Annotated in this window: 14 protein-coding genes; 7 read left to right on the forward strand and 7 right to left on the reverse strand. The window is 53.9% G+C overall.

From position 1 onward, the window contains the following. The first annotated feature begins 37 nt into the window (after positions 1 to 37). A complete protein-coding gene (gene yeaW / locus WC7_RS12390; protein WP_003833746.1) occupies positions 38 to 1162 on the forward strand; it encodes a carnitine monooxygenase, oxygenase subunit YeaW in 1125 nt (374 codons plus the stop codon). Between the two features lie 70 nt (positions 1163 to 1232). Beyond that, complete coding sequence (locus tag WC7_RS12385; protein ID WP_016153381.1) at positions 1233 to 2198, forward strand: PDR/VanB family oxidoreductase; 966 nt, start codon at positions 1233 to 1235, stop codon at positions 2196 to 2198. Between the two features lie 49 nt (positions 2199 to 2247). On the opposite strand, the gene rnd is transcribed toward WC7_RS12385, so the two are convergent. The 5 genes from rnd to WC7_RS12360 form a co-directional block, all read right to left on the reverse strand. Continuing rightward, positions 2248 to 3363 (reverse strand): ribonuclease D, encoded by a 1116-nt coding sequence (gene rnd / locus WC7_RS12380; RefSeq protein WP_016153382.1) that lies wholly within the window; start codon positions 3361 to 3363, stop codon positions 2248 to 2250. Positions 3364 to 3447: 84 nt separating this feature from the next. Beyond that, positions 3448 to 5133, reverse strand: a complete 1686-nt coding sequence (gene fadD, locus WC7_RS12375; RefSeq protein WP_131346197.1) for a long-chain-fatty-acid--CoA ligase FadD — start codon at positions 5131 to 5133, stop codon at positions 3448 to 3450. 204 nt (positions 5134 to 5337) lie between these two features. Next, positions 5338 to 5922: a Slp family lipoprotein gene (locus WC7_RS12370; RefSeq protein ID WP_016153384.1), complete on the reverse strand. Its 585-nt coding sequence runs from the start codon at positions 5920 to 5922 to the stop codon at positions 5338 to 5340. Positions 5923 to 6016: 94 nt separating this feature from the next. After that, entirely contained in the window at positions 6017 to 6712 is a 696-nt protein-coding gene (gene tsaB, locus WC7_RS12365; RefSeq protein ID WP_016153385.1) for a tRNA (adenosine(37)-N6)-threonylcarbamoyltransferase complex dimerization subunit type 1 TsaB, read from the reverse strand. Positions 6713 to 6770: 58 nt separating this feature from the next. Then, the gene (locus WC7_RS12360) at positions 6771 to 8681 is read right to left on the reverse strand and encodes a DNA repair helicase YoaA (RefSeq protein WP_016153386.1); all 1911 of its coding nucleotides are present in this window, start codon (positions 8679 to 8681) and stop codon (positions 6771 to 6773) included. 141 nt (positions 8682 to 8822) lie between these two features. Here WC7_RS12360 and WC7_RS12355 point away from each other — a divergent pair, with 141 nt between their 5' ends. After that, positions 8823 to 9167 carry a RidA family protein gene (locus tag WC7_RS12355; RefSeq protein WP_016153387.1) on the forward strand — a complete coding sequence of 115 codons (345 nt, stop codon included), beginning with the start codon at positions 8823 to 8825 and terminating at the stop codon, positions 9165 to 9167. Between the two features lie 6 nt (positions 9168 to 9173). Here the strand turns inward: WC7_RS12355 and WC7_RS12350 are convergent, their stop codons facing one another. Continuing rightward, the gene (locus WC7_RS12350; protein ID WP_016153388.1) at positions 9174 to 9353 is read right to left on the reverse strand and encodes a YoaH family protein; all 180 of its coding nucleotides are present in this window, start codon (positions 9351 to 9353) and stop codon (positions 9174 to 9176) included. Between the two features lie 83 nt (positions 9354 to 9436). Between WC7_RS12350 and pabB the strand changes: the two genes are divergently transcribed. The 4 genes from pabB (at position 9437) to WC7_RS12330 (ending at position 14660) form a co-directional block, all read left to right on the forward strand. Then, positions 9437 to 10798 (forward strand): aminodeoxychorismate synthase component 1, encoded by a 1362-nt coding sequence (gene pabB / locus WC7_RS12345; RefSeq protein ID WP_016153389.1) that lies wholly within the window; start codon positions 9437 to 9439, stop codon positions 10796 to 10798. Between the two features lie 3 nt (positions 10799 to 10801). Further along, positions 10802 to 11380 carry a CoA pyrophosphatase gene (locus WC7_RS12340; RefSeq protein WP_016153390.1) on the forward strand — a complete coding sequence of 193 codons (579 nt, stop codon included), beginning with the start codon at positions 10802 to 10804 and terminating at the stop codon, positions 11378 to 11380. Positions 11381 to 11563: 183 nt separating this feature from the next. After that, positions 11564 to 12928 carry an L-serine ammonia-lyase gene (gene sdaA / locus WC7_RS12335; RefSeq protein WP_016153391.1) on the forward strand — a complete coding sequence of 455 codons (1365 nt, stop codon included), beginning with the start codon at positions 11564 to 11566 and terminating at the stop codon, positions 12926 to 12928. 130 nt (positions 12929 to 13058) lie between these two features. Beyond that, complete coding sequence (locus WC7_RS12330; RefSeq protein WP_016153392.1) at positions 13059 to 14660, forward strand: EAL domain-containing protein; 1602 nt, start codon at positions 13059 to 13061, stop codon at positions 14658 to 14660. Positions 14661 to 14666: 6 nt separating this feature from the next. Here the strand turns inward: WC7_RS12330 and yoaE are convergent, their stop codons facing one another. Then, positions 14667 to 16226 (reverse strand): CNNM family cation transport protein YoaE, encoded by a 1560-nt coding sequence (gene yoaE, locus WC7_RS12325; RefSeq protein ID WP_016153393.1) that lies wholly within the window; start codon positions 16224 to 16226, stop codon positions 14667 to 14669. Positions 16227 to 16291 lie beyond the last annotated feature (65 nt).

The following is a 16291-nucleotide window of genomic DNA, read 5'->3' on the forward strand; positions in this document are numbered from 1 at the left end:
ACAAAAATCCTCTTACTCACAAATTAAAGGTATTCCAATGAGCAATCTGAGCCCTGAGTTTATTCTGCCGCAAAATTTCTGTGCCAACCCGCAGGATGCCTGGACTATCCCGGCCCGGTTTTATACCGACCATCAGGCTTTCGAACACGAACAAGAAAAGGTGTTCGCTAAAAGCTGGATTTGCGTCGCCCACAGTAGCGAACTGGCGAAACCCAATGATTATGTTACCCGAGAAGTGATTGGCGAGAATATCGTGCTGGTACGTGGGCGCGATAACGTGCTGCGGGCCTTCTACAACGTCTGCCCGCATCGCGGTCATCAGTTGTTGAGCGGCGAGGGGAAAGCGAAAAATGTGATTACCTGCCCTTACCACGCATGGGCGTTCAAACTTGACGGCAATCTGGCGCATGCGCGTAACTGCGAAAACGTCGCCAACTTCGACAGCGAAAAAGCGCACCTTACACCAGTACGCCTGGAAGAATATGCCGGATTCGTGTTTATTAACATGGATCCGAACGCGGGCAGCGTGGAAGAACAACTCCCTGGTCTTGCAGACAAAGTTATCGAAGCCTGCCCAGACGTGCATGACCTGAAACTTGCTGCGCGCTTTACGACTCGTACCCCAGCCAACTGGAAGAATATTGTCGATAACTATCTGGAGTGCTACCACTGCGGTCCGGCCCATCCAGGTTTTTCCGACTCGGTCCAGGTTGACCGTTACTGGCATACCATGCACGGCAACTGGACGCTGCAATACGGTTTCGCCAAACCTTCAGAGCAGTCATTTAAGTTCGAAGAAGGGGTTGATGCCGCTTTCCACGGTTTCTGGCTGTGGCCGTGCACCATGCTCAACGTGACGCCAATCAAAGGCATGATGACCGTTATCTACGAATTCCCGGTAGATGCGGAAACCACGCTGCAAAACTATGACATCTATTTCACCAACGAAGAGCTGACCGAAGAGCAGAAACAACTGATCGAATGGTATCGCAACGTCTTTCGTCCTGAAGATTTACGTCTGGTTGAAAGCGTACAAAAAGGGCTGAAATCGCGCGGGTATCGCGGCCAGGGACGCATTATGGCGGACACCAGCGGCAGCGGCATCTCCGAGCATGGCATTGCCCATTTCCATAATCTGGTCGCCCAGGTTTTTCAGGAATAACCCGGGGCTTTTACGACAGGTTCCGGCGCGTCGCTGAGCCGCGTCGGACAGATTTTTTAGGGAGGCCGCAATGTCTGATTATCAAATGCAAGAAGTCCGGGTCAGCCGGATTGAGACGATTACCGCGCAGGTAAAATGCTTCACCTTAACGGCGACCTCAGGCCAGCCGTTGCCTGCGTTTCAGGGTGGCAGCCATATTATCGTGCAGATGCGCGATGGCGAGAACCTGTACAGCAATGCGTACTCGCTGATGAGTTCACCACACGATACGCGCGCCTATAAAATCGCCGTACGCCTGGAGGAAGCGTCCAAAGGCGGCTCACGATACCTGCATCAAAACGTGAAGCCCGGCGACACGCTCACGATCTCCACACCAAATAATCTCTTCGCCCTCGCCCCTCAGGCACAAAAACATCTGTTGATTGCCGGAGGTATCGGCATCACACCGTTTTTATCGCAACTCCCGGAGCTGGAACAATCTCAGACGCAATGGCAACTGCACTATTGCTCTCCCAGCCAGGAGACCTGCGCGTTTCATGACGAACTCATGCAACACCCCAGCGCCGATCGCATTCATCTGCACCTGTCGAACGCAGGCACCCGCCTCGATTTAGCCCGTCTGCTGGCAGATGTTGAACCCGGCACGCATATCTACACCTGTGGCCCTGCGGTGCTCAACGATGCTGTCAGAGAAGCGGCTTCCCGCCTTGGGCTGGACAGCAATACGCTACATTTCGAACAATTTGCCGTGGAAGAGAAAGGCGGCGACGCCTTCACCCTGGTGCTGGCGCGTACCGGGCGCGAGTTTGTGGTCCCGGAAGAGATGACCATTTTGCAGGTTATCGAAAATAACAAAGCCGCCCGGGTTGAGTGCCTGTGCCGGGAAGGTGTTTGCGGCACCTGCGAAACGACGATTCTCGAAGGGGAAGCGGATCACCGCGATCAGTATTTCAGCGACGACGAAAAAGCCAGCCAGCAAAGCATGCTCATCTGCTGCTCGCGCGCCAAAGGTAAGCGCCTGGTGCTCGATCTGTAGCGTTGCGCAGGCCGGGTCAGCAAACGCGCGACCCGGCGAGCCTGGTGACTTACTGCGGGTATTCCTGCAGCAGCGCGTTGATGCGATCGGACATCAATTCGCCACGCCAGCCGGAAACCAGCTCTGGCAGGGATTGCTGCGGCTTTAATTTCCAGTGCCAGTTGAGCAACTGGTTGATCTGGCGACGCGAAGCAAGAAGTTCGACGCTGAGATTATGTTCCGCACTCACCTCGGCAACCAGCGCTTTGATGGCTTTGAACGCCTTGCGATACCCTGGCATATCCATCAAATTCAGCAGCGACTGCGGCAGCGACTCTTCCGGTAAAGCCTGGGCCTTTTCTACCAGGGTGATCAGCGTTTTACCGTGGAAACGAATTTCACTCCCGGAAAGACCCAGGCTATCCAGTTCACCCAGGCTGCCCGGCATATAACGCGCCACCGCCCACAGGTGCTCTTCACGCACCACGAAGTTTACCGCCAGATCGCGCTCGCGTGCTTTACGCAGTCGCCAGTCGGCAAGCAATTGCAGGCAGGCTAGCTGACGGGTGCGCAGTTGCCATGCGTTGGTGATGTCACGCCAGGCGTCTTCCGGCGCCAGAATCTCCTGGCGACGCTGCTGCATTAAGCGGCATTCGTCCAGCGCGGCTGGCAGCCAGCCGCTGGCTTCGGTTTCAGCCATCAGTTTTGTGGTGATCGGTAACAGATACCAGACGTCAGCCGCCGCGTATTCGCACTGACGCTCGGTCAGCGGTCTGGCCAGCCAGTCGGTACGCGATTCACTTTTGTCGAGCGCCACACCCGTAAACTCTTCCACCATCGAGGCGAAGCCCCACGACAGCGGACGACCGCAAAACGCGGCCAGGATTTGTGTGTCAATTAACGGCTGCGGAAGTTCGCCAAAAGCGTTGAGAAACACTTCCAGGTCTTCACTTCCCGCATGCAGGAATTTGGTGATGGCGGTATCACGCAGAATATCGCGCAGGGGCGACCAGTCGGTGATCCCTAGTGGATCAATCAGAGCAACGTGTTTGCCATCAAACAGCTGGATCAGCCCCAACTGCGGATAATAGGTACGTGTGCGAACAAATTCGGTATCCAGGGCTATCGCCGGAAATTCACGGACGGCTTCGCACAGCGTGGCTAACGCGTCGTCCGTGGTGATCATTTGATAATTCAAATCGTGCTCTCTTAGGTTTGCGCCAAAAAAAACGCCGGATTACCCGGCGTTTTCTACTGGCTGACTTAACGCTCAGCCTTTATTGTCCACTTTGGCGCGCGCTTCGTCACGTAATTCTCGTCGCAAAATTTTACCGACGTTAGATTTCGGCAACTCGTCGCGAAACTCCACTAGCTTCGGTACTTTATAGCCCGTCAGGTGACGACGGCAGAAAGTGATAAGCGCCTCATCAGTTAACGAGGCATCTTTCTTCACCACGAAAATTTTCACCGCTTCACCGCTGCTGCCCGATGGAACGCCGACCGCAGCCACTTCCTGTACGCCAGGATGTTGCATAACCACGTCTTCAATTTCATTTGGATAGACGTTAAAGCCGGACACCAGGATCATATCTTTCTTACGATCGACAATACGTAGGAAGCCTTCATTATCCATCACCGCAATATCGCCGGTGTGCAGCCAGCCGTCTTTGACGATTTCGTCGGTGGCGTCTGGTCGCTGCCAGTAGCCCAGCATCACTTGCGGACCTTTCACGCACAGTTCGCCCGGTTCTCCCGGCGGCACTTCGTTATCGTCGTCATCCACCAGTTTGACCTCGGTGGAAGGAACCGGTAACCCGATACTGCCGCTGTGGTAGTCGATATCATGAGGGTTGACGCTCACCAGAGGGGCACACTCCGTCAGGCCATAGCCTTCCAGCAGATACTGACCCGTCAGCTTCACCCATCGTTCAGCTACCGCCTGTTGAACCGGCATCCCGCCGCCTGCCGAAAGGTGCAGTGACGAGAAGTCCAGTTGTTGGAACTCTTTGTTATTCAGCAGCGCGTTAAACAGCGTGTTGACGCCGGTCATAGCGGTGAACGGATACTTCGCCAGCTCTTTTACCAGTCCCGGAATATCACGCGGGTTGGTAATCAGCAGGTTTTGACCGCCCAGCTCAATAAACAGCAGGCAGTTCATCGTCAGCGCAAAAATGTGATACAGCGGTAGGGCCGTCACCACCAGTTCTTTACCCGGATGCAGCAACGGACCATAAGTGGCGTTAACCTGCTCAAGGTTAGCCAGCATGTTACGGTGCGTAAGCATCGCGCCCTTCGCGACACCGGTAGTCCCCCCGGTATATTGCAGGAACGCCAGATCTTCCGACACCACTTCGGGTTTCACATACTGCATGCGATAACCGTTTTGCAGCGCACTACGAAATGAGATGGCATCCGGCAGGTGATATTTCGGCACCAGACGCTTGATATACTTGACGACAAAGTTAACCAACGTCCCTTTGGCGGTCGACAGCTGATCGCCCATACGCGTCAGGATCACGTGTTGCACCGACGTTTTGTCGACGACTTTTTCCAGCGTGTGGGCAAAGTTAGACACGATGACAATCGCCGACGCGCCGCTGTCGTTGAGCTGATGTTCCAGCTCGCGGGGCGTGTACAGCGGGTTCACGTTCACGACGATCATGCCGGCACGTAAAATCCCAAACAGTGCGACCGGATATTGCAGCAGGTTCGGCATCATCAATGCGACGCGATCGCCCTTCTTCAGCCCGAGTCCCTGTTGCAAATAGGCCGCAAATGCCCGGCTACGCTCTTCAAGCTTGCGGAAGGTCATCACCTCCCCCATGTTTACAAACGCGGGCTGATCGGCATACCGTCTTACTGAGTGTTCAAAGAGTTCCACCAGGGATTGATAACGGTCAGGATTGATCTCCGCAGGAACACCAGCGGGATAACGGTTAAGCCAAACCTTTTTCAATACATCACCTCTAAAATGCGTATTCGTCGTCATCACAACCCCAGGCAATAAACAAACTGTTAACATAATATTAACTCAGCGTACCAGTTTGTTTATTACACAACGACAAGGTTGCGAAGCACGTCACTATTTATTTTTCTTATATCCACGTTAATGCAGAAACAGCGGACGAGCCGCTGTTTCTTTTACTCATAAAACAAAGAGTTACTCAGTTACTATGGTCTGAACCTGTGCCGGGCCGGGATTGTACCATCCCCATCCGCCGTAGCCACCGTAAGGCCAGCCACGCGCACCGTAGAACCAGGGGTCGATCGGCTGCGGCGGCATAACAATTTGCTGAGTAATATGCCAGCGTTTATAGCCAGTTACCTGCATCAGCATGAATTTATACGGCGTATTACCGATTTTTCCATCCACAGTACCGCTAATCGGACCGACGACGGTAACCAGTTGACCGCGGAAGTCCACCGGGTCGAGGAAGCCATTTACATCAGCATAAATTCGCCCGCGGGAGGCTTCGCCCAGCACCGGTCTCGCCCCGCTATCAAGAGGAACAGTGGCAATTTCCAGACGGGATTTCCCCTGCTGGTTCTGAATATCCACCACTTTACCGCCGAAACGCGCTTCCTGTCCGACATACAGCTGTGGCGCATTCATCACCCGCACCAGATCCTGCTGCGGCGTAGGGCTCGAACCTTTAATCGCGTCCGGGATGGTGACACAACCGCTAAGCATTAACGCGAATGCGCCCGCCAACACACCTTTCAATAACTGCTTTTGCACCGCCATATTGCGACTCCCTTTTCTTAGCTTCTGCCCCGACCAATTCACAATGCTGCGCACTGACGGCTGTGCGAATTGACCAGGGATGTACTACTAAGATTCATTCTTTACCGGGAAGTTTCTTCCATGCCACGGTGTTACGTAAATAAACCGGTTCCGCATGTTCAACCGCCACGGTCTTACCGGCAGCCAGCATTTGCGTGGCGACAGGCAGCATATCTTCAGCCGCCGGAAGCAAAACGTCGCCATCGCTCAGCGCCAGACCGCTGTCTTTACCGAGCTCAGGCCAGGCAGGCCAGCCCGTTCCGACCGTTACCCACTCGCCAGACAGTTGCAGTAAACGCGCATGCACCTGCTCGGGGGTTAGCACCGCTTCGGTGTCTTCACCGTGCCAGTTGCCGTTCTCATCACGCAGGTATTCGGCCCAATAGACTTCGCCCATTCGCGCGTCGATCGCGGCCAGTACGCGGGTCGCGCCCGACTTACGCCAGGCTCCCTGCGCCATTGTTGCCAGGGTGGAGACGCCGATCATCGGTAAATTCGCGCCTAGCGCCAGCCCCTGAGCAATGCCAATCCCAATACGCACACCGGTGAAACTGCCAGGACCGCGACCAAACGCCAGAGCATCGATATCGGTTAACGTGAGACCGCCAGCGGCCAGGATTTCCTCGACCATTGGTAAAATTCGTTGGGTGTGTTCTCGTGGGCAAAGCTCGAAATGAGCCTTGGTAGTACCGTCATTCCACAGGGCAACAGAGCACGCCTCTGTGGCGGTATCGATAGCCAGAATTCGCATGGGTGTTTGTGATCAGGTCAATAAATTTGGCGCGCATCTTACCACACTCCGTAACAAATTACTCAGTCGTTGGTATGGCAAGAAAACGAACAGCGCGAGCAATATCACGCGTCCGCGGTGCAGGCGGAAGACTCGCCAGGAAAGTAGCACCGTAAGGTCGCATCACCAGACGGTTGTCGCAAATCACCAGCACCCCGCGGTCGTCAGCGTCACGAATCAAACGCCCCACGCCCTGTTTCAGAGTGATTACCGCATCCGGCAACTGAACGTCTTCAAACGGATCGCCGCCGCGCAAACGGCAGTCCTCCATCCTCGCTTTTAACAGCGGATCGTCCGGCGAGGTGAACGGCAGTTTATCAATAATCACCAGCGACAACGTATCGCCACGCACGTCCACCCCTTCCCAGAAGCTGCTGGTGGCAACCAGTAACGCATTACCTGCGCTGACAAACTGCTGTAACAGTTGCCCTTTACTGGTTTCGCCCTGCAGCAGCACGGGAAGGGTCATGGTGGCGCGGAATTGTTCCGCCAGATCGCGCATCATCGCGTGCGAGGTACACAGCATAAAACAGCGTCCGTTGTTCGCTTCGATAATGGGACGCAGCATGGATGCCAACTGACGCGCCGCTCCCGGTTGGTTTGTTTGCGGGAGATTACGCGGCACGCACAGCAGCGCCTGGCGGGTGTAATCAAATGGACTTGGCAGCAGCATCGACTCGGCATCTTCAATACCCAGCCGCGCGGTGAAATGATGAAGGTCATCGTTTACCGACAGCGTCGCGGAGGTAAAAATCCAGCAGCCCGGCTTCTGTTCCATCACTTCTTTGAATTTATCCGCCACCGTGAGCGGCGTCAGCGCAAGGGTGAAATGGCGCGAAGTGCATTCATACCAGTAGCTGAAACCTGGCTGGTTGATCTCTTTCAGGCGCTTGAGACGAGCACGGTAAAGCGTGGCACGTTCAAACGCGGCATCCAGCAAGGCGGAACGTCCGAGAGACAGTTTCGCCACGTCGTAACACAGCTCCAGCGTGTCATCGAGCAACAAAAACGCGCGCTGTACGCGCGGGTCGGCCAGCAGTTCCCGCAAGTTTCCTCGATAGCCCGGCTCGCCCAGTTGCAGGCGGAAGTCCTGCGCGCTTTGCGCCAGTCGGTCGGCGCATTTTTGAAGCTGCTGAGTGTCTTTCAGCTCGGTGCGATAGGCAATGGTGATGTCTTTCGCCAGATCCAGCAGTTGGCGACTGGAGAGCGATTGACCAAAATACTGGCTGGCGATATCCGGTAACTGATGCGCTTCATCGAAGATCATCACTTCAGCTTCCGGGATCAGCTCGCCAAACCCACTCTCTTTCACCACCATATCAGCGAGAAACAGATGGTGGTTTACCACGACGACATCTGCATCCATCGCCTTCTTGCGCGCTTTAACGACAAAGCACTCTTTGTACAGCGGGCAGTCGCTCCCAAGGCAATTATCGTTTGTGCTCGTCACCAGCGGCCAGGCCTGAGAGTCTTCCGCCACGCTGACGCAGGTGCTGATGTCACCATCAAGGGTTTGATTTGACCAGGAGCGTAGCAGAATGACGTCACTTAAAGTTTGTACCGGCAGGTCACCGCCCGCCAGCGCCTGTTGTTCGAGACGCTCAAGACACAGATAGTTTGAACGCCCTTTCAGCAGCGCCAGTTTACCCGTGAATTCCAGAGCCTTCGCTACTGTGGGTAAATCGCGGCTGTATAGCTGATCCTGCAACGCCTTCGAGCCCGTGGAGACAATTACTTTCTTTCCGGCACGCAGCGCAGGGGCAAGATAAGCGTAGGTTTTACCTGTTCCTGTTCCGGCTTCGACAACAAGCGGCTGTGATTTTTCGATAGCATGACTGACGGCGAAGGCCATCTGCCGCTGTGGTTCACGCGGTTTAAAACCGGGTATCGCTTTAGCCAACTGACCGTCTGCTGCAAAATCGTCCGTCACACTGCCCCCTGTTCATTTGAACAGGGATTATGTCAGGCCAGCGGCTCTTTCGCCAGTTGAAGAGGTGACGTGGACACAACATTATGGCAGTCTTGGCGCAACCCGAATCCATTATGAAAAAACGTAAATGAGGAATGATTTATGACGATTGTGCGCATTGATGCCGAAGCGCGTTGGTCCGACGTGGTTATCCACAACAACACGTTGTATTACACCGGCGTACCGGAAAATCTGGATGCCGACGCCTTTGAGCAAACGGCAAATACGCTGGCGCAAATTGATGCGGTGCTGGAAAAACAGGGCAGCAGCAAGTCACGTATTCTTGATGCCACCCTGTTCCTGGCGGACAAAAATGATTTTGCCGCCATGAACAAAGCCTGGGACGCATGGGTTGTTGCTGGTCACGCGCCGGTACGTTGTACTGTTCAGGCCGGGTTAATGAACCCGAAATACAAAGTTGAAATTAAGATTATCGCTGCGGTATAAGCGGCGTTATTCGTCTTCATCTTCAAAACGCGCCACGATCCGCTCGCCGGTATGGCTGGCGCGTAATTCAGCAGCCACTTTCGTAATCGCCTCGCCACTGCTCATCCCCTGGGATATCAGTTCATGAATGCGTTCAACCGCCTGTTGCTGCTGATCGTGCGTGAGTGAAGGTAAACCTGCAATCATGGTGAACTCCTGCTAAATTATTAGCGCTAATTATTTCATGCTACCCGGCACATAGCCAGTGAAGTAGCAACGAGTCAGGACTGATGAAGACGTTATCTCCCGCTGTAATCACACTCCCCTGGCGTCTGGACGCCGCTGAGCACTATTTTGCCACATTAAGCCACCAGCCCTGGGCAATGCTTTTGCATTCGGGCCATGCCGACCATCCGCATAATCGCTTTGATATTCTGGTCGCCGACCCTATTACCACGCTGGTCACACATGCAGAAGAGACCGTTGTGCATGACCATCACGGCACTATGCAAACGGTTGATGATCCGATGACGGTTTTACGTTCGGCGCTGACATCGCTGACTATTCAGCCCGATTATAATCCCGATTTTCCCTTCCAGGGAGGCGCATTGGGTCTGTTCGGTTATGACTTAGGCCGTCGTTTTGAATCTCTGCCAACGGAAGCCGAACAGGATATCACGCTACCGGACATGGCGGTTGGCATTTACGATTGGGCGCTGATTGTCGATCATCAGTTGCAAAGGGTGTCGCTACTTAGCCACTCCGATGTACAGGCACGACGCCGTTGGCTGGAAAATCAACAGATACCCGTGCGCGAACCGTTTTCGTTAACATCCTCGTGGCAGTCCAACATGACACGTGCGCAGTATGGTGAAAAGTTCCGTCAGGTGCAGCGTTATCTGCACAGCGGCGATTGCTATCAGGTCAATCTTGCCCAGCGCTTTCAGGCGCATTATCAAGGAGATGAGTGGTTGGCGTTTGTACGTCTCAACCATGCGAACCGCGCCCCGTTCAGTGCGTTTATACGTCTTGATGAAGGGGCGATTCTCAGCCTTTCACCTGAGCGTTTTATTCTGCTGGAAAACCAGCACATCCAGACGCGCCCGATTAAAGGCACGCTGCCCAGACTTGAAGATGCCGATGCCGATCGTCTACAGGCTCAATCACTGGCGAACTCCCCAAAGGATCAGGCGGAAAACCTGATGATCGTCGATTTAATGCGTAATGATATCGGCCGCGTTGCCGAACCCGGTTCGGTACAGGTTCCGGAACTGTTCGTTGTCGAACCGTTCCCTGCCGTTCATCATTTGGTCAGCACCATTACCGCGCGTCTGCCAGAGTCATTGCACGCCACTGACCTGCTGCGCGCCGCCTTCCCCGGCGGCTCTATTACCGGTGCGCCAAAAGTGCGGGCAATGGAAATTATTGACGAACTGGAACCGCAAAGACGCAACGCCTGGTGCGGTAGCATTGGCTATCTGAGCTTTTGCGGCAATATGGATACCAGCATCACCATTCGCACGCTCACAGCCACCAACGGACGCATTTATTGTTCCGCTGGCGGTGGCATTGTGGCGGACAGCCAGGAAGATGCGGAGTATCAGGAAACGTTTGATAAAGTGAATCGTATTTTGCACCAACTGGAGAACTGACACGTGGAATACAGCAGCCTGACGCTTGATGATTTTTTATCGCGCTTTCAACTCCTGCGCCCGCAGGTTAATCATACTGCGTTAAACCAGCGTCAGGCCGCCGTACTGATCCCCGTCGTGCGTCGTGCACAGCCGGGGTTACTGTTAACTCAGCGTTCCGTTCATCTGCGCAAGCACGCCGGACAGGTCGCCTTTCCCGGCGGCGCGGTGGATAGCAGCGATGCCTCGTTAATTGCCGCCGCCCTTCGCGAAGCGCAGGAAGAAGTGGCGATCCCACCATCCTGCGTGGAGGTGATTGGCGTTCTGCCGCCGGTCGACAGTGTGACCGGTTTCCAGGTCACGCCGGTGGTAGGCATTATCCCGCCAAATTTGCCGTATCGCGCAAGTGTTGATGAAGTTTCCGCCGTGTTTGAAATGCCGCTGGCACAAGCCCTGCATTTAGGTCGTTATCACCCGCTGGATATCTACCGTCGCGGCGATTCACATCGTGTATGGCTTTCCTGGTATGAGCAATATTTCGTCTGGGGAATGACCGCCGGAATAATTCGTGAGCTGGCGCTGCAAATTGGCGTCAAGCCCTGACTATACTTATCTTTACGCACACCATAGACAACTTGAAACTCAGGTCACAACATTAGTAAAACCGCGGTTATCTATTAGTTTAATTCATGTGAATAGTTAAGCCGATCGCCGCGTTCCCTCTTACACTATGCGCAGTTATAACATCGTTACTGGAAACCCCAGTCGCCCTGTAGGAGTATTATCGTGATTAGTCTATTCGACATGTTTAAGGTGGGGATTGGTCCCTCATCATCCCATACCGTAGGGCCTATGAAGGCGGGTAAACAGTTCGTCGATGACCTGGTCGAAAAAGGATTACTGGACAGCGTTACTCGTGTCGCCGTCGACGTGTATGGTTCACTGTCGCTCACGGGTAAAGGTCACCATACCGATATCGCCATTATTATGGGTCTGGCGGGCAATGAGCCTGCTACCGTAGATATTGACAGCATCCCCGGATTTATCCGCGACGTGGAAACGCGTGGACGCCTGCTGCTTGCGCAGGGTCAGCACGAAGTGGATTTCCCGCAGAATGACGGAATGCGTTTTCACAACGGCAACCTGCCGCTGCATGAAAACGGAATGCAGATCCACGCGTACAGTGGCGAAACCGTCATTTACAGCAAAACCTACTACTCTATCGGCGGTGGATTCATCGTTGATGAAGAACATTTTGGTCAGGATGCCGCGGGCGAGGTCAGTGTGCCTTATCCGTTCAAATCCGCCACCGAAATGCTGGAATACTGCAACAGCACCGGCCTGTCTCTCTCTGGCATGGCGATGCAGAACGAACTTGCTCTGCACAGTAAAAAAGAGATTGAAGAGTACTTTGGTAACGTCTGGCAAACCATGCAGGCTTGTATCGATCGTGGTATGAACACCGAAGGCGTGCTGCCGGGTCCGCTGCGCGTTCCTCGTCGTGCTTCAGCCCTGCGTCGTATGCTGGTTTCCAGCGATAAACTGTCCAACGATCCGATGAACGTGATCGACTGGGTGAACATGTTCGCGCTGGCCGTTAATGAAGAAAACGCCGCGGGTGGTCGCGTAGTCACTGCGCCAACCAACGGTGCCTGCGGTATCGTGCCTGCGGTACTGGCCTATTACGATCATTTCATCGAGTCCGTCAGCCCGGATATCTATACTCGTTATTTCCTGGCGGCCGGCGCGATTGGCGCGTTGTATAAAATGAACGCGTCTATCTCTGGTGCAGAAGTGGGTTGTCAGGGTGAAGTGGGCGTAGCCTGTTCCATGGCTGCCGCGGGTCTGGCTGAACTGTTAGGCGCGAGCCCTGAGCAGGTGTGTGTTGCTGCTGAAATCGGCATGGAACATAACCTCGGCTTAACCTGCGATCCGGTGGCGGGACAGGTACAGGTTCCGTGCATCGAACGTAATGCCATTGCGTCAGTGAAGGCGATCAACGCTGCGCGTATGGCAATGCGCCGTACCAGCGCTCCGCGCGTCTCGCTGGATAAAGTCATTGAGACCATGTACGAAACAGGTAAAGACATGAATGCCAAATACCGTGAAACGTCACGCGGTGGTCTGGCAATCAAAGTTCAATGTGACTAATACTAATTTTTCGCCCATCTGCGACGGATGGGCGAATTTGCCCCCTCTCCCTCGTCTGGCGTAATTTTCCCCACTACACTTGCTCTGTTGCTGTTGGCTACTGTGACCAACGGCTTATCGGGCGGCCCGCATGCAAACAGCGCAAAGGATCATCAAGAACTATCGCCGGAATCGCTTAATCGTCTGCACACTATGTGCACTACTGACGCTCATTCTCACATTAACTGTCCGATTTATTTCGGAGCGTAATTTAAATCATCGCAATACCGTTACCTTTGCCAACCACGCCGTTGAAGAGTTGGATGACGTGCTTTTGCCCCTACAGACCGGACGCGATGTACTGCTACCGCTGATTGGGCTTCCCTGCTCAGTTGCGCGTTTACCTCTGAGTAAGCATGCAGCCAGACTGCAAACGGTACGTTCCATCAGCCTGATTCAGAGCGGGATCCTTTATTGTTCCAGCATTTTTGGCTATCGCAATGTGCCTATTCGCCAACTGGAGCCTGAATTACCCAGTCGGGAGCCGCAATTGCTGCTGTCTACCGACCACTCGTTGATTAAGGGCAGTCCGATTCTGACGCAATGGTATCCAGCATCTGCCGATGGCTCAGATGGCGTGCTGGAAATCGTGAATATTGATTTATTATCGTCCATGTTGCTTGAACCCCAACCACCGCAAATTACCCATGCCAGCTTAACCGTCGGTAATCGCCATTTGCTATATGGACAGGGTGTTGTCGATACGCTACCTGAACTGAATAATGAAAAACGCTACCAGCTCTCATCGCAACATTTCCCCTTTACTATCAGCGTCACCGGTCCGGGTGCCAGCGAACTGGCTATAAAACATTTGCCAACACAACTGCCGCTGGCGGTGATCCTAAGTTTTTTAGTGGGCTACCTGGCATGGCTGGCGACCGCCAGCAGAATGAGCTTCTCCTGGGAGATAAATCTGGCCCTTGCTGCACGGGAATTCGAGCTGTTTTGCCAGCCGCTACTTAATGCGCAAACCCAGCAATGTATGGGAGTGGAAATCCTTTTACGCTGGAATAACCCGCGCCAGGGTTGGATCTCTCCCGAAGTGTTTATTCCCATCGCAGAGGAGCACAACCTGATTGTGCCGCTTACCCGTCATGTCATCGCAGAAACCATTCAGCAACGGCACGTATTCCCGATGAGCAGCCAGTTTCATATTGGGATTAATGTTGCCGCCAGCCATTTTCGTAACGGTACGCTGCTAAAAGATCTCAACCAGTACTGGTTCAGCCAGCACCCTATTCAGCAGTTGGTTATCGAACTCACCGAGCGCGATGCGTTACTGGATGTGGATTATCGGGTCGTGCGCGAGTTAAATCGGCTTGGCGTAAAGCTGGCAATTGACGATTTCGGCACCGGCAACAGCTCGCTCTCCTGGCTGGAAAAGCTTCGCCCGGATGTGCTGAAGATAGATAAATCATTTACCTCAGCAATCGGGACAGACGCCGTGAACTCAACCGTCACAGACATCATTATCGCTCTGGGGAAAAAACTGAATATAGAACTGGTGGCGGAAGGCGTTGAAACACAGGCGCAGGCACAGCATTTGCGTCGACACGGCGTACATTTATTGCAAGGCTTTTTGTATGCAAAGCCGATGCCGCTGCGCGATTTTCCCAAATGGCTGGCGGGCAGCACGCCGCCGCCCGCCCGGCATAACGGGCGACACAGTATGCACGTTATGCCGTTTCGCTAACCCCGCTTACTCGTCTTCGTCGTGAGCGGGTTGTTCTTTAACAATGCGAACTAAATCCACACGATAGTCATTGGCTTCGACAATCGTAATGCTCAACGGTGCAACATCGATAACATCACCTACGCGTGGAATATGGCCGTTAGCGGCAATGACTAAACCTGCCACCGTGGCGATGTCTTCATCTTCATTCACTAACGTATCCACGTCCAGCGCCTGTTGCAACGCATGCAGATCGGTACCACCTTTCACCAACCAACCGCCTGCATCAGCAATAATTTCAGGCGTTTCATCAGCATCCGGGAATTCACCGGCAATAGCTTCTAATACGTCCAGCGGCGTGACCAGACCCTGGACTACACCAAACTCGTTAGTGACGATAACAAAGCTGCCGCGGGCGCGTCGCAGAACACCTAACAGATTGATAGGATCCAGCGTTTCCGGGACAATAATAGCCGGAGACGCGGAGGCAATGGCTGCCACATCCACACCGTCTTCCAGCGCGACCAGCAGCTCTTTAGCACGCACAATACCGATGATTTCATCCAGTTCGCCACGACACACCGGGAACAGGCTGTGTGGTGACGAGAGCAATTGCTCGCGAATTTCCTCCACGCTCAGGTCTGCATCAACCCAGCTAATTTCGCCACGAGGCGTCATAATGCCGCGTAATGAACGCGATGCCAGAGAAAGGACGCCGTTGATCATATAGCGTTCTTCTTCCACAAATGCGCCTTCCGGGACGGGAACCGGCACCGGGTTGTCGGATTCCATCTGCGCGCTGGCCTGACTTTTACCCCCCATCAGACGCAGGATTGCATCGGCAGTGCGCGCACGCAGCGGCAGCGTCGACTGGTGGCGAATAAAGTTCCGACGGGCAATCTGGTTAAACAACTCAATGATGATTGAGAAGCCAATCGCCGCATACAGATAGCCTTTCGGAATATGGAAGCCAAATCCTTCGGCAACCAGGCTCAGACCGATCATTAACAGGAAGCTCAGACACAGCACCACCACCGTCGGATGTTGGTTCACAAATCGTGTCAGCGGCTTAGAAGCCAGCAGCATCACGGCCATAGCAATCACGACCGCCGCCATCATCACCGGCAGATGGTTGACCATACCGACCGCCGTAATAACGGCATCCAGCGAGAACACCGCATCGAGGATGACAATCTGCGTCACAACAACCCAAAAACTCGCATACCCTTTTGCCTGGCCGGTATCATGTTCACGGTTTTCCAGCCGCTCATGCAGCTCTGTCGTGGCCTTGAACAAGAGGAAAATCCCCCCCAGCAGCATGATCAGATCGCGCCCCGAGAACGAGTAGTCCATTACCGTAAATAGCGGCTTAGTTAGCGTCACCATCCACGAAATCACGGACAACAAGCCCAGGCGCATAACCAGTGCCAGTGACAAACCGATTAAACGCGCTTTATCTCGCTGTTTTGGCGGCAGCTTATCAGCCAGGATCGCAATGAAGACCAGGTTATCAATACCCAGAACAATTTCGAGAACGACAAGCGTGAGCAAACCCACCCAAATCTGCGGGTCCATTAATAATTCCATGACAAGCTCCTGCTTAAGGAATGACCAAACTGCGCGCTGAGGATCTCAGGCGTTGAAGCGATATG

Source organism: Citrobacter sp. KTE151, assembly GCF_000398845.1.
Classification (GTDB): Bacteria; Pseudomonadota; Gammaproteobacteria; order Enterobacterales; family Enterobacteriaceae; genus Citrobacter; species Citrobacter braakii.